Source organism: Pseudomonas sp. RW10S2, from assembly GCF_014268985.1.
Classification (GTDB): Bacteria; Pseudomonadota; Gammaproteobacteria; order Pseudomonadales; family Pseudomonadaceae; genus Aquipseudomonas; species Aquipseudomonas wayambapalatensis.
In genome coordinates, this window is sequence record NZ_JABWRO010000004.1 from 24176 (window position 1) to 36239 (window position 12064).

Consider the following 12064-nt stretch of genomic DNA (forward strand, 5'->3'; position numbering starts at 1 on the left):
CATCAGCGAGGAGTTCACCATGTTAAAGATCGTCCCCGATCCCCCTTTCTCCCCCGAAAATCCCCACGCACTCGAAGACCTCGTCCTCCAAATCATCGAACACCTCACCTGCGCCCTAGCCATCACCCATCACAGCACCGCCTTCACCCTCGGCTCCCCCGCCCAGCCCCTGACCATCGCCACCGCCCACGAAGTCGATGCCGCTCTGACGCTGGCGGAAACCGCACTGAGCAGGATCCAGGTCCGTCACTGAAGGAGCATCGAACATGAGCGATACCACTGCAGGCGTCACCGAGTTCGGTTACGGCGATGGCGACAAGCCGCTGTTCCGGGTCGAGCCCGGGCATGATTCGAAACTGGCAATGGAACAGGCGTCGGCAATGATGGCCTGCGCCAAGCGCATGACCTTGCTCGCCTCCACCGATGGCGAAGCCGACCTGGGCTGGGCTGCGCACTTGCTGTGCGACATGGTCAAGGCGGTGATGGATGACGTGGAGATAGGGCGCGGACGGGAAAGCCGCTAGGTCAGAGCCGCATTGTCGATAGGTGGGGCTGCACGTAGCCCCGGCCTATTGAGTCGCATCGGCTACACAGGCTGTGATTCAGTCGCTTGGGCGAACCGCTGGCTTCGCACCAGCAGTACCAAACTCCACACTTTAACGGCTTCCGTGACAACTCCCAGTAGAAAAAGCAGCCAGGGTGCTGGCGTAACAAGGATGTTGGGCCATAGGAAGGCGATAGGTATCGAGGGAAGCAGGATCATTCGAAATGGCGCCTGGGCCAGGCCGACATAGGCCGCAACACGCACACCTTTGATAAACAGCAAACCACTGGCGACTACCGAGAGATGCACCGCTACGCCTGTAAGGCCGATAAACAATGCCAACTCACCATGCTCGCGTGACAAGGCCACAATGCTTTGCAGATCATCCCAAAATGGAATCCGACCACGGCGAATACTGGCGACTGCGTAGAGCACGATGATGAGCGCATCCATCGCGCCCCAGCATAATTGGGTGAATCGCTGAAGACGATCGTTCATCAGGGCCAAAAAACACCTCCTTTCTGTTCATAGATAGTGTCCGCGACGACAGGTCGCCAATGCCAAGACTTACCGTCAACAGGCCAATGATCATCAGCCTCGACATAAACCGGTCTAATGTGCCGAATTTCGCCATAGTTACGTTTGGTTGAGCGAAGCGACATCCGCAATTCATGCTCCTCCAGCGGAGTCCATCTCTGTGTGATCGTTCGAACCGTATTCGAGTAATCCTTGCCTTCAGACAAGAACATTCGGTCTTCACCGCGAGACACCAGGAGGTTGGCAGCGAAGGCCAAGGCACTTTTTCCCATATCAACACTGATATCTACTGTTCGCCATTTTCCAGGACCTTCATGCAACACGGAGGTGCTAGGACAACCTGGATTGGATTGGCACCATGACAAATGCGGGTAATGGCCAAGTCCACCGGAGACGAAAGGCCTGAGTGGCCTAGGAGTAATTAACAGCCATCGCCCGTGCTCGACGTGTGCTAGCAAGGTTTCAGTGCAAGACGTACCAGCTCGCAGAGGAGATGAATGAGTACAGGATCGGATCAGCTCATCAAGGCCAACAAGATACTCATCATGCCGAAGAGCGCTTTCAACCCTGCGTCTGGCAAATGTTGGGCTTTCAATTTGCGCAAGATGCTCCGTTTGCACCTTGGTCCACCGGACCAGCTTTTCCATGGCAAACATTCCAGCGTCGAAACGCCAGTTCTAACCGTTTGCCACTTACCAGATCAGCAGTACACATCCCAAATATCAGTCGGATTTTTCCGCATGCAGCCCGCCATTGACGCTCAGCCCAGAATCCTCTGTGCGGTGGTCGCATTGCGCGCCAGTTCCAGCACCTTGCCTTGCAGAAAGTCCGCGTAGTACTCCTTCAACTCATCAGCCCAACCGGCAACCGGGTCCGCCTCATCCTGCGCGGCGGGAGAATAGACGAACTCGCCAGGGCGGTTGCCATTCAAGGTCAGGCGCCCAAGCGTCAGAACCTCACCGGTCTGGGGGGGCTCCATGTAGATGTAGGCACTGGGCATCAGAAGTCCTCCGGCTTGGCGCGACGTCTGCGCGCTCGGCGGCCACTGGTCTCGTCCTTCAACTCAACGAAGGAGACTGAAGCGTCCTCCAGAGGACGGAAAACCTTGTCTGTGAGACCAAGGTTCCACAACACGAGCATCAACGATCTGACACTGACGGATGGATCACCACCTTCGATGCGACGCAGCATCTTCTCGGTAACGCCAAGTCTACTGACGACATCCAGTTGCCGGACACCCTGCTCCAGGCGCGCCGTTTTGACTAGAAGCCCTATACGCTGGAGGCTTGCGTCACAATCTACCGGAAAAAATCTTTCCATAAGCGGCCAAATATGTCCGACTAATTAAAATAAACGGACGATTAAATCCGTTTATCCATAGGGTTGGGTACGCCTAAACATAGCTGAAGAGCCTGCTTATCGAGAACAATCGGATGATTGGCGTCCGTTTATTTTTGAGCTGCGCGGGTCAGAAGAGGTCGACCTGCTGAGCCAACTAAAAACCAACACATAGCAGCTATGGAATTGCTGGTGTTAGACCATCGCCCCATACCGCCCCGCCACCACAATCCGATTTCGACCCGCACTCTTGGCCTGGTACAGCGCCATATCCGCCTCATGCAACCAGGCCTCGGCGCTCTGAAGATGCCCGCCAAAAGGCGCGATGCCGATGCTCAGGCTCAACCCCTGCTCCGGCAATTCAGGATGGCGATAACACTCCACCGCCTCGCGCAGCCGCTCGAGCACTTCTTCGGCCTGCGCCACGCTGACGCCGGGCAGCATCACGCAGAACTCGTCACCGCCATAGCGCGCCACCGGGTCGCTCTTGCGCAGGTGGGTCGGCAGGAACGCGCTGAGGGTGCGCAGGATGTCGTCGCCCATCAGGTGGCCGTGACGGTCGTTGATCTGCTTGAAATGGTCGATGTCGATCAGCGCCAGCACATTGGCCTGATTGTCGCGGCGGCAACGCTGGAATTCGCGCAGCAGCAGGTCTTTCCAGGCGCCGTGGTTGATCAGGCCGGTGAGGCTGTCGGTCTGGCTCAGGCGCGCCAGGGTGCGTTTGTGCTGGGCGAGCTGGACGGTAACTTGATAGCAGATCAGGCCGATGGCCATGGGGTAGATCAGCAGGATCGGCAGGCACGCAAGCATCTGTGCCTGGCTGGTAGGCGGGAATAGCGGTGGCGCGTACAACCAGAGCCCCAGGCCAATGCCCAGCGCCTGGGCGAGGAAGGTCTTGCCGAGCATGTGCCAGCCGCCAGCAGCGATCTTGTCCATGGCGATCATCGACAGGATGATCACGCTCGGCAGCGGGTTGAGCCCCATGACACCAGCCCAGCAGCCTCCGGCGAAGCCATCGAACACCAGGTTGCGTTGCTCGGCGCGAAAGGGCTGCTTCGACAACCGGGCCAACTGATAAGCGACGTGCGGCCAGACGAAGCCGTGCAGCGCGAGCAAGGCCCAGGTCCACCAGGCCGGCTGCAGCGGCCAGATGCCGATCAGCACACAGAAGAACCCCAGCCCGGTGCCAATGGCGCGGGGTGGGTACATGCGTTTGGCGAAGGAAAGACCCTTACCCGTTCGCTCGATCATCGAGGGCTCACCGAAAAAATGGACTGTCCTTGAATGCACCGGACAGGCAGCCAGGCGGGAAAATGCCCTGGGGGTCGGCGTTCGAGCATTGTGCCACTATCGAAAACAGGACTTCAAACGTGCTGGACGAAATACACTAACCGTCGGGTCAATTCCGCCTCGACCTCGCGAGAAACACGTCCAGTAACATCCAGTCCACCGAACCTTGCCCCGCCCCCGACGTCGGATCCTTCATCCGCTCCACGAAGAGATCCCTGCGTGAAAAACTACCTCGTGCGCAAGTACCGCCTGGTCCTCAAGACCTTCAACTACATCGGCTGGTCGCTGCTGTGGCTGCTGGTGTGGGACATCCTGGTCACCATCGACTTCATGCTGTTCTTCAACAGCAAGTTCAGCCTGCCGCTGATCCCGCTGACGCTATTGGGTTCGGCGCTGGTGGTGCTGGTGAGCTTTCGCAACAGCAGTGCCTACAACCGCTGGTGGGAGGCGCGCACGCTGTGGGGGGCGATGGTGAACAGTTCACGCAGCTTTGCGCGGCAGGTGCTGACGCTGGTAGACGATCCAGATGACGGGCTCAACCCGGTCAAAGCGACCTTGCTGCGTCGGCATGTGGCCTATGTGAACTGCCTGGCAGCGCACCTGAAGAACGAGCCGTGCCCGCCGGAGCTGATGGCGTTCATCCCGCATCACGAGTTCGAGCGGCGCAATGGTTCGAACAACTTCGCCAACGACATCCTCGCCGGCTCCGCCGCCTTGCTGGCACGCGAATACAAGGCCGGGCGGCTGGACAGCATTCGCCTGGCGCGGCTGGAGTCGACGCTGGTGGACCTGTCCAACGCCCAGGGCGGGATGGAGCGGATCGCCAATACGCCACTGCCCTACCCTTACGTGTATTTTCCGCGGTTGTTCATCACGCTGTTCTGCGTGATCGTGCCGATCGGGCTGGTGGAGTCGCTGGAGTGGTTCACGCCGCTGGCTTCGACGGTGGTGGGCTTCATGCTGCTGGCGATCGAGCGGATCGGCACCGACCTGCAGAGCCCGTTTCGACGCAGCGAGCACCAGATTCCGATGGACACGATCTGCGAGGCCATCGAACGGAACCTGGAGTCGATGCAGCGCGAGGCGCAGTGTGGGGAATGGGTGGATTGAGGTCGATGTGTGGGAGCGGGCTTGTCCCGCGATCACCGGCAAAGCCGGTGCCATCCCCACAGTAGCCAGCGAATCGCCACGCTTACGGAGAGTGCTCAGGCCCGCACATAGCGCTGGCGCAGCACATCGCTGAAGGCATCCACCAGCAACACCAGCACCAGCATGCCGATGATCACCGTGCTGGCCTGGGCTTCCTGGAACAGGCTGAGGGTGGTGTAGAGCATCTGCCCCAACCCGCCCGCACCAACGAAGCCCAGCACACTGGCCATGCGGATATTGTTCTCCCAGCGATACAGGCTGTAGGCCAGCAACTGCGGCCACAGATTGGGCAAGGTGCCGAAGCAGAACGCTGCGACCTGGCTGCCGCCCTGCAAGCGGATCGCCGCCGCCGGCTCTGCGGGCGCGTTCTCCAGCGCCTCGGCGAACAGGCGCCCCAGCACGCCTGCCGTGTGCAGCGCCAGGGCCAGGGTGCCGGCATTGGGCCCGAGCCCGGCTGCCAGCACGGTCAAGGCCGCCCACACCAGCTCAGGGATAGCCCGCAGGGCATTGAGCAGCAAGCGCGCCGCCCCCTGCAGCGGCCAGCCGAAGCGCCCGGCCGCGGGCAATGCCAGCAGCAGGCCAAGCACCATCGCCAGCAAGGTGCCCAGCCCCGACATCGCCAGGGTTTCCAATGCACCACGGCCCACGGCACGCAGATGCTCGGGGGACAGGTCGGGGCTCAGGAAGCGCGAGGCGTACTCGCCCATCTGCGCCAATCCACCATTGCCGACGACGGCCGCAAGGTCGAGTTCCAGGTAGGCGAACGACGCCACCACCGCCGCGACGATGGCGACGATCACCAGCAGGTTGATCGCCCGGTTCATGCCAGCCTCCCGCGCAACACGCGGCTCAACACATCGGCCAGGGTCACCAGTACGAGAAACGCCAGCAGCATGCTCGCCACCTCGGCGCCAGCGAACATGCGCATCGACAGGTCGATCTGCTGCCCCAGCCCGCCAGCACCGACAAAGCCCATCACCACCGAAGCCCGCACCGCGCATTCCCAGCGATAGACCGTGTAGGACACCACCTCCGCCGCCGCCACCGGCAGGATGCCATAGCAGAACGCACTCAGCCGTCCGCTGCCGGCCTGCATCAAGGCGTGGGCCGGGCGCTGGTCCACCGACTCGAAGATTTCGGCATAGACCTTGCCAAGCATGCCGCTGTAGGTGATGGCGATGGCCAGTACCCCCGCCGTCGGTCCCAGCCCCACGGCGCGCACGAACAACAACGCCCAGACGATCTCCGGCACGCTGCGTAGGAACACCAGCATGCCGCGTACCGGCATGCGCACCAGCCGCGACCAAGGCCCGGGGCGACCCGCGCGGGATGCCGCCCTCAACGACAATGCCCGGCTGCCCAGCAGGCTGGCGGGGATGGCCAGCAGCAATGCCAGGGTCATGCCGGCAGTGGCCACGGCAAGCGTCTGCAGGGTGGCCTCGAACAGCAACGCCAGAAAGTCCCGGTCATGGGCCGGTGGCCAGAAGGCGCCAACGAAGCTTGCCATCTGTTGACGGTTCTCGGCCTGCAACAGCACCCCGGGGTCGAGTTCGCTCAACTGCACGCCCGGCCACAACAGGGCCAGGCACAACAGCGTCAGCAACAGGCGTGGCAACGCCGCAGGGTCGCGGGCATCGGTCTTCAGCATCGCGGGATCTGCACCGTCAGCGTCGGCCCCACGGTCGTTGGCGACGCCAGTTGCTCATTGGCGTAGAGGGCGTCGAGCAAGGCATCGGTCACCGCCACTGCCGGGCAATCGAACACCACGCGCCCTTCGCGGATGCCAATCACCCGGGGGAAATGCGCGAGCGCCAGCTCCACGGCATGCAGGCTGGCGACCAGTGTCACGCCATGGGTTTGCGCGTGGCGATTGAGCAGGGCCAGGCTGTGATCAGCCAGCACCGGGTCCATCGCCGAGACGGGTTCGTCGGCCAGCAGTACTTCAGGTTGTTGATACAGCGCCCGAGCGATACCCACCCTTTGCAACTGGCCACCGGACAACTGCCCGCACTGCACGAACAGCTTGTCGGCCAGCCCCAACTCCGCCAGCACCTGTCGCGCGCCCGGCACATCGCTGGGGTGCAGCAGATTGAGCAGGCCACGCAAGGTGCCCCACTGGCCAAGGCGCCCGGCCAGGACGGCGGTGACCACCCGCTGGCGCGGCGGCAGCGGCGGCGCCTGGTGCACCAGCGCGACCCGCGCCCGCAGGCGCTGCCGCGCACCCGCCGACAATGCCCAGGGCTGTGCGCCAAGCAACTCCAGGTGCCCGGCGCCGGGCTGCACGGCCGTGGCCATCAGGTGCAGCAGGCTGGACTTGCCCGCTCCCGATGGCCCGATCACCGCCACCCGCTCGCCCTTGTCGATGCGCAGGCTCACGTCTTCGAGGGCGCGTACCTGACCATGCCGAAGCCCTGCCGCGTGCAGTTGAATACTCACTTGAGCAAGCCGGCCTCACGGGCAGCCTGTTCGGTGCCGGCGTAGTTTTCGGGTTTGGTTTCGATGAAGCGGCTGGCCGCTTGCAGGTCGAGGATCGCCTTGTGCTCAGGCTTGGCCGGGTCGAGGGCGAGGAAGGCTTGCTTGATCTTGTCTTTCAGGGCCGGGTCCATGTTGCCGCGCACGGTCCAGTTGTAATCGTAGTAGGTCGGCGTGGTGGCAAACACCTTCACCTTGCTGGTGTCGACCTTGCCCGCATCGACCAGCTTCTGCCAGACGCTGGCGTTGAGCACGCCGGCATCGACCTTGCCCGCCTGAACCCAGGCCACGGTGGCGTCGTGTGCACCGGAATAGGCGACCCGACTGAAGTAGTCTTCAGGCTTGATGTTGTCTTGCTTGAGCATGAAATAGCGCGGCATCAGGCTGCCGGACGTCGAGGAGATCGAACCGAAGGCAAAAGTCTTGCCCTTCAGGTCGGCCAGGCTCTTCACGTCCGGGTTGGCGGTGATGAACTTGCTGGTGAACTGCGCATCCTGCTCACGCTGCACCAGCGGAGTGGCGGTCGGATCCTTCAGGTGCACCTGGACGAAGGTGAAGCCCCCCAGCCAGGCCAGGTCCAGGCGATTGCTGGCCAGCGACTCGACCACCGCCGGGTAGTCGGCGACCGGTACGAACTGCACCTTCATGCCCAGTTGCTGCTCGAGGTATTCACCCAGCGGCTTGAACTTGCGCAGCAGTTCGGTCGGCGCTTCGTCGGGAATAGCGCTGACCCGCAAAGTGTCGGCGGCCTGTGCGATGACGGCGCAGCAGGACAGCACGAGGCCGGCGGCGAGCGCCAAGGGGCGTTTGAGCATGGGAGTTCTCCGGTTCAATAGCGGGGAAAGTGCCGGCGACGCACCGACTGCGGGAATTATAAGAGCCGATGGCGCAAAGGCCAGCTTTGCTACAATCGCGCAACAATTGGACCCCGAGGTGCCTAATGAGCGAGCCGATTCGCCTGACCCAGTACAGCCACGGCGCAGGCTGTGGCTGCAAGATCTCCCCCAAGGTGCTGGATGTGATCCTTGCCGAAAGCGGCAGCCAGGCGCTGGACCCCAAGCTCTGGGTCGGCAACGCCTCGCGTGACGACGCTGCCGTGTACGCCCTGGACGACGAGCGCGGGGTGGTCTCGACCACCGACTTCTTCATGCCCATCGTCGACGATCCGTACGACTTCGGCCGTATCGCCGCGACCAACGCCATCAGCGACATCTACGCCATGGGCGGCGACCCGATGATGGCCATCGCCATCCTCGGCTGGCCAGTCAACGTGTTGCCGCCTGAGGTTGCCCGCGAGGTGATCCGTGGTGGCCGTGCGGTCTGCGCCGAAGCGGGCATTCCACTGGCCGGCGGCCACTCCATCGATGCGCCCGAGCCGATCTTCGGCCTCGCGGTGACCGGCGTGGTCGGCAAGCGCAATCTCAAGCGCAACGACACCGCGACCGTCGGCTGCACGCTGTACCTGACCAAGCCACTGGGTATCGGCATCCTCACCACCGCCGAGAAAAAGTCCAAGCTGCGTGAACAGGACCAAGGCCTGGCGCGGGACTGGATGTGCACCCTGAACACACCCGGCAGCCGCTTCGGCAAGCTCGACGGGGTCAAGGCGATGACCGACGTGACCGGCTTCGGCCTGCTCGGCCATCTGGTCGAAGTCGCCGAAGGCAGCGGCCTGACCGCGCGCCTGCAGTTCGAGGCAGTACCGCGCCTGCCGGGTGTGGATCACTATCTGGCCGAGGGCTGCATTCCCGGCGGTACGCTGCGCAACCACGACAGCTATGGCCACAAGATCGGCACCCTGAGCGATGAGCAGAAGCACCTGCTGTGCGACCCGCAGACCAGTGGTGGCCTGCTGGTAGCCGTGAGTCCCGAGGGTGAGGCGGAGTTTCTGGCGGTCGCCGCTGAACTGGGCCTGGCCCTGTCGCCGATCGGCACACTGGTCGAGCGACAGACCTACGCAGTCGAGGTGATTTGATGCGCCCCGACTGCACTGACTTCAAACAGCTGTTCCTCGACGATGCGCCGATGATGGACATGCGTGCACCGGTCGAGTTTGCCAAGGGTGCCTTCCCCAGCGCCATCAACCTGCCGCTGATGAACGACCAGGAGCGGCAGAAGGTTGGCACCTGCTACAAGCATCAGGGCCAAAGCGCAGCCATCGCCCTGGGCCACCAACTGGTCAGCGGCGCGGTCAAGCAGGCGCGCCTGGAAGCCTGGGCCGCATTCGCCCAGGCCAACCCCCAAGGGTATCTGTACTGTTTTCGTGGCGGCCTGCGCTCGCAGATCGTCCAGGGCTGGCTGAAAGACGTGGGCATCGACTATCCGCGGGTCAAAGGCGGCTACAAGGCCCTGCGGACCTTCCTGATGGACACCACCCAACAGGCAGTCGAGCAATGCGACTTCGTGCTGCTGGGCGGCCTGACCGGCACCGGCAAGACCGACGTGCTGCTGCAACTGGACAACGTGCTCGACCTCGAAGGCCACGCCAACCACCGGGGTTCGAGCTTCGGCAAGCGCGCCACCGCGCAACCGGCACCGATCGACTTCGAGAACCGCCTGGCCATCGATGTGCTCAAGAAGCGGGCGCGGGGCGTGCAGCAGTTCGTGCTGGAGGACGAGGGGCGGATGGTCGGCAGCTGCTCGGTGCCGCTGGCGCTGTACCAAGGCATGCAGCAGTATCCGCTGGTGTGGCTGGAAGACAGTTTTGCCCATCGCGTCGAGCGCATCCTGCGCGACTACGTGATCAACCTGTGTGCCGAATTCGTTGCCCTGCATGGCGAAGAGGATGGGCGCCGCCTGTTTGCCGAGCGCCTGCGTCAGAGCATGGGCAATATCCACAAGCGTCTGGGGGGCGAACGCTTCCAGCGGCTGTATTCGCTGCTGGAGCAGGCGCTGCAGGTGCAGTTGCACAGCGGTGAGGTGGATCTGCACCGAGGCTGGATCGAGGGTCTGCTCAACGAGTACTACGACCCGATGTATGCGTACCAGCGTGAGGCGAAGTCGGGCAGGATCGAGTTTGCCGGCGATGCGGTCGAGGTGCGGGAGTACCTGAAAGCACGGGCGCTGCGCCGGCGCTGATTGCCTCGTGGGGCATGGCACCGGCTTTGCCGGTGCGATACCTGGAGGAGCAACTGTCTTGCTCAAAATCTAAAGGCCAGCCCCCCCCCCTGTGGGAGCGGGCTTGTCGGGGCGCCGAACCGCCGCGAACACGGGCGTAGCCCGTGCCAGGCAGCGCGGTGTCTTTTTCGCGGGCAAGCCCGCTCCTACAGGGTTCGAGACCATTCACTGCCCGGGGCTGAGAATCCGCTCCAGCTCCGCGGCGCGCTCGCGGGTCATGTCCAGTACGCACATGCCGCCTTCGAGTTGCGCCAGGGTCCCGCCGCTGGCCTGCACGTGGAACTTGCAGTTCTTGTCGCGGAAGCTGATCCAGTCGCGCTGCACTTCGCGCAGGCTTTTCTGCTGCGGCGCCTCGAGCTTGCCGAGCAACTGCTTGTAGACCCGGTTGAGGCGATCATCCTGCAACTTGGTTTCATCCTTGATGCAGGCACTCATCGCAACGGTGCTGGAGGCGTTGTCCATGCATTGGGTATAGGCGGGGGAGTTCTCGTCGGCCTGTGCCTGCGAGGCGAATACCAGCGCGGCAACGACGGCTGCCAGGGAATGCTTGAACATCGAAGAGAACCCTCTGATCGGAAAGATTGCCAGCCTAGCAGCAAGTACGCCGCAAGGCCCCTGTAACCCTGTGAAATCGGACCCGTCCTACGCAGGTGAATGCCAGCCCTGGCAGTGGCGATGGATCAGCTCGCGCAACCACTGATGCCCAGCATCGCCCTCGCGCCGGGCATGCCAGGCTTGGGCAAAGCTGAACGCGCTGATCGGCAGCGGCGGCTCGAAGACCCGCAGGGCCTTGTCTGGCGGGCTTGCTGCCAGACTGCGCCGGGCCACGGTCAGCACCAGGTCGGTCCCGGCCAGCACGGTCTGGGCCACCCCCCAGTGCGGGAGCGTGAGGGCAATGCGCCGACGGACGCCGAGGGCCTTGAGTGCCTGGTCGATCTCGTTGTCGATGCCAGGACGTACCGCCACCAGTACATGCGGGCGCGCCAGCCAGGTGTCCAGAGTCAGGCCGCCACGTGCTGGCAGGCTGCTGCGATCGGCCACACAGACAAACGACTCCTCGAACAAGCCCTGCTCATGGACCTCCGAGGGCAACTCGGGAAACACCCCGAGGGCAAGATCCACTTCGCCATCGATCAACTGCCCGAGCATCGCCTCGCGGCTGCCCTGGGAGATGACCAGATCGATCTGCGGTGCCACGCTACGCAACTCGCGCATCAGCGCAGGGAGGACCACCTGGGCGCCGTAGTCGGACATCGCCAGGCGAAAGGTGCGGCGCGCCTTGCCCGGCTCGAACCCCGGGCTGCCCAGCAGCCCGTCGAGCTGCGCCAGCGCCTGCTGCAGCGGATCGCGCAGGGCCTGGGCGCGAGGGCTCAGTACCAGGCGGGCGCCACGGCGTACCAGCAGCGGGTCGGCGAAGATGTCGCGCAGTTGCGCCAAGGCATGGCTCACCGCCGGTTGGCTGCGGTGCAGGCGGATAGCTGCCCGGGATACGTGCTGCTCGCTGAGCAGGGCATGCAGGGTCAGCAGCAGGTTGAGGTCGATGCGACGCAAATCATCCATGTGACGAATAAAGCCTGTGCAGAATTCGAATTTCCATCATTTAAGCGCATACAAGAG

Annotated in this window: 15 protein-coding genes; 5 read left to right on the forward strand and 10 right to left on the reverse strand. The window is 63.1% G+C overall.

The window, feature by feature from the left end; all coding sequences use genetic code 11:
* Positions 1-19 precede the first annotated feature (19 nt).
* A complete protein-coding gene (locus HU729_RS01955) occupies positions 20-253 on the forward strand; it encodes a hypothetical protein (RefSeq protein ID WP_186708062.1) in 234 nt (77 codons plus the stop codon).
* A gap of 13 nt (positions 254-266) precedes the next feature.
* On the forward strand, positions 267-524 hold the full coding sequence (locus HU729_RS01960) for a DUF3077 domain-containing protein (protein WP_186708064.1): 258 nt from the start codon (positions 267-269) through the stop codon (positions 522-524).
* A gap of 62 nt (positions 525-586) precedes the next feature.
* On the opposite strand, the gene HU729_RS01965 is transcribed toward HU729_RS01960, so the two are convergent.
* From HU729_RS01965 to HU729_RS01980, 4 genes are all read right to left on the reverse strand, one after another.
* Complete coding sequence (locus tag HU729_RS01965; protein ID WP_186668255.1) at positions 587-1051, reverse strand: hypothetical protein; 465 nt, start codon at positions 1049-1051, stop codon at positions 587-589.
* The gene (locus HU729_RS01970) at positions 1042-1728 is read right to left on the reverse strand and encodes a hypothetical protein (protein WP_186708066.1); all 687 of its coding nucleotides are present in this window, start codon (positions 1726-1728) and stop codon (positions 1042-1044) included. The genes HU729_RS01965 and HU729_RS01970 overlap by 10 nt, the downstream gene beginning before the upstream one ends.
* A gap of 113 nt (positions 1729-1841) precedes the next feature.
* Positions 1842-2081, reverse strand: a complete 240-nt coding sequence (locus HU729_RS01975) for a hypothetical protein (protein ID WP_186708129.1) — start codon at positions 2079-2081, stop codon at positions 1842-1844.
* Between the two features lie 533 nt (positions 2082-2614).
* Positions 2615-3670 carry a diguanylate cyclase gene (locus HU729_RS01980; RefSeq protein WP_186668268.1) on the reverse strand — a complete coding sequence of 352 codons (1056 nt, stop codon included), beginning with the start codon at positions 3668-3670 and terminating at the stop codon, positions 2615-2617.
* Positions 3671-3928: 258 nt separating this feature from the next.
* Between HU729_RS01980 and HU729_RS01985 the strand changes: the two genes are divergently transcribed.
* Positions 3929-4819 carry a bestrophin family ion channel gene (locus HU729_RS01985; protein ID WP_186668270.1) on the forward strand — a complete coding sequence of 297 codons (891 nt, stop codon included), beginning with the start codon at positions 3929-3931 and terminating at the stop codon, positions 4817-4819.
* 95 nt (positions 4820-4914) lie between these two features.
* Here the strand turns inward: HU729_RS01985 and phnE are convergent, their stop codons facing one another.
* The 4 genes from phnE to HU729_RS02005 are packed head-to-tail and all read right to left on the reverse strand — an operon-like array spanning position 4915 to position 8145.
* Complete coding sequence (gene phnE / locus HU729_RS01990) at positions 4915-5682, reverse strand: phosphonate ABC transporter, permease protein PhnE (RefSeq protein WP_186708068.1); 768 nt, start codon at positions 5680-5682, stop codon at positions 4915-4917.
* Entirely contained in the window at positions 5679-6506 is an 828-nt protein-coding gene (locus tag HU729_RS01995) for a phosphate/phosphonate ABC transporter permease (RefSeq protein ID WP_186708070.1), read from the reverse strand. The genes phnE and HU729_RS01995 overlap by 4 nt, the downstream gene beginning before the upstream one ends.
* Positions 6500-7294 carry a phosphonate ABC transporter ATP-binding protein gene (locus HU729_RS02000; RefSeq protein WP_186668277.1) on the reverse strand — a complete coding sequence of 265 codons (795 nt, stop codon included), beginning with the start codon at positions 7292-7294 and terminating at the stop codon, positions 6500-6502. The genes HU729_RS01995 and HU729_RS02000 overlap by 7 nt, the downstream gene beginning before the upstream one ends.
* Positions 7291-8145: a putative selenate ABC transporter substrate-binding protein gene (locus HU729_RS02005; protein ID WP_186708071.1), complete on the reverse strand. Its 855-nt coding sequence runs from the start codon at positions 8143-8145 to the stop codon at positions 7291-7293. The genes HU729_RS02000 and HU729_RS02005 overlap by 4 nt, the downstream gene beginning before the upstream one ends.
* A 125-nt stretch (positions 8146-8270) precedes the next feature.
* Between HU729_RS02005 and selD the strand changes: the two genes are divergently transcribed.
* Positions 8271-9305, forward strand: coding sequence for a selenide, water dikinase SelD (gene selD, locus HU729_RS02010; RefSeq protein ID WP_186708073.1), 1035 nt, complete (start codon positions 8271-8273; stop codon positions 9303-9305).
* A complete protein-coding gene (gene mnmH, locus HU729_RS02015; protein ID WP_186708075.1) occupies positions 9305-10408 on the forward strand; it encodes a tRNA 2-selenouridine(34) synthase MnmH in 1104 nt (367 codons plus the stop codon). Before selD ends, mnmH begins: the two co-directional genes overlap by 1 nt.
* 204 nt (positions 10409-10612) lie before the next feature.
* Here mnmH and HU729_RS02020 read toward each other — a convergent pair whose 3' ends face one another.
* Both HU729_RS02020 and HU729_RS02025 read right to left on the reverse strand, forming a co-directional pair.
* Complete coding sequence (locus HU729_RS02020) at positions 10613-11002, reverse strand: lysozyme inhibitor LprI family protein (RefSeq protein ID WP_186708077.1); 390 nt, start codon at positions 11000-11002, stop codon at positions 10613-10615.
* An 87-nt stretch (positions 11003-11089) separates the two neighbouring features.
* On the reverse strand, positions 11090-12007 hold the full coding sequence (locus HU729_RS02025) for a LysR family transcriptional regulator (protein ID WP_186708079.1): 918 nt from the start codon (positions 12005-12007) through the stop codon (positions 11090-11092).
* Positions 12008-12064: the final 57 nt, after the last annotated feature.

Excerpts from the sequence above, each read along its gene's own strand:
- HU729_RS01955 (WP_186708062.1), top strand. The coding sequence starts at position 20 with ATGTTAAAGATCGTCCCCGATCCCCCTTTCTCCCCCGAAAATCCCCAC.
- HU729_RS01960 (WP_186708064.1), top strand. The coding sequence starts at position 267 with ATGAGCGATACCACTGCAGGCGTCACCGAGTTCGGTTACGGCGATGGC.
- HU729_RS01970 (WP_186708066.1), bottom strand. The coding sequence starts at position 1,728 with ATGGAAAAGCTGGTCCGGTGGACCAAGGTGCAAACGGAGCATCTTGCG.
- HU729_RS01975 (WP_186708129.1), bottom strand. The coding sequence starts at position 2,081 with ATGCCCAGTGCCTACATCTACATGGAGCCCCCCCAGACCGGTGAGGTT.
- HU729_RS01980 (WP_186668268.1), bottom strand. The coding sequence starts at position 3,670 with ATGATCGAGCGAACGGGTAAGGGTCTTTCCTTCGCCAAACGCATGTAC.
- phnE (WP_186708068.1), bottom strand. The coding sequence starts at position 5,682 with ATGAACCGGGCGATCAACCTGCTGGTGATCGTCGCCATCGTCGCGGCG.
- HU729_RS01995 (WP_186708070.1), bottom strand. The coding sequence starts at position 6,506 with ATGCTGAAGACCGATGCCCGCGACCCTGCGGCGTTGCCACGCCTGTTG.
- HU729_RS02005 (WP_186708071.1), bottom strand. The coding sequence starts at position 8,145 with ATGCTCAAACGCCCCTTGGCGCTCGCCGCCGGCCTCGTGCTGTCCTGC.
- selD (WP_186708073.1), top strand. The coding sequence starts at position 8,271 with ATGAGCGAGCCGATTCGCCTGACCCAGTACAGCCACGGCGCAGGCTGT.
- mnmH (WP_186708075.1), top strand. The coding sequence starts at position 9,305 with ATGCGCCCCGACTGCACTGACTTCAAACAGCTGTTCCTCGACGATGCG.
- HU729_RS02020 (WP_186708077.1), bottom strand. The coding sequence starts at position 11,002 with ATGTTCAAGCATTCCCTGGCAGCCGTCGTTGCCGCGCTGGTATTCGCC.
- HU729_RS02025 (WP_186708079.1), bottom strand. The coding sequence starts at position 12,007 with ATGGATGATTTGCGTCGCATCGACCTCAACCTGCTGCTGACCCTGCAT.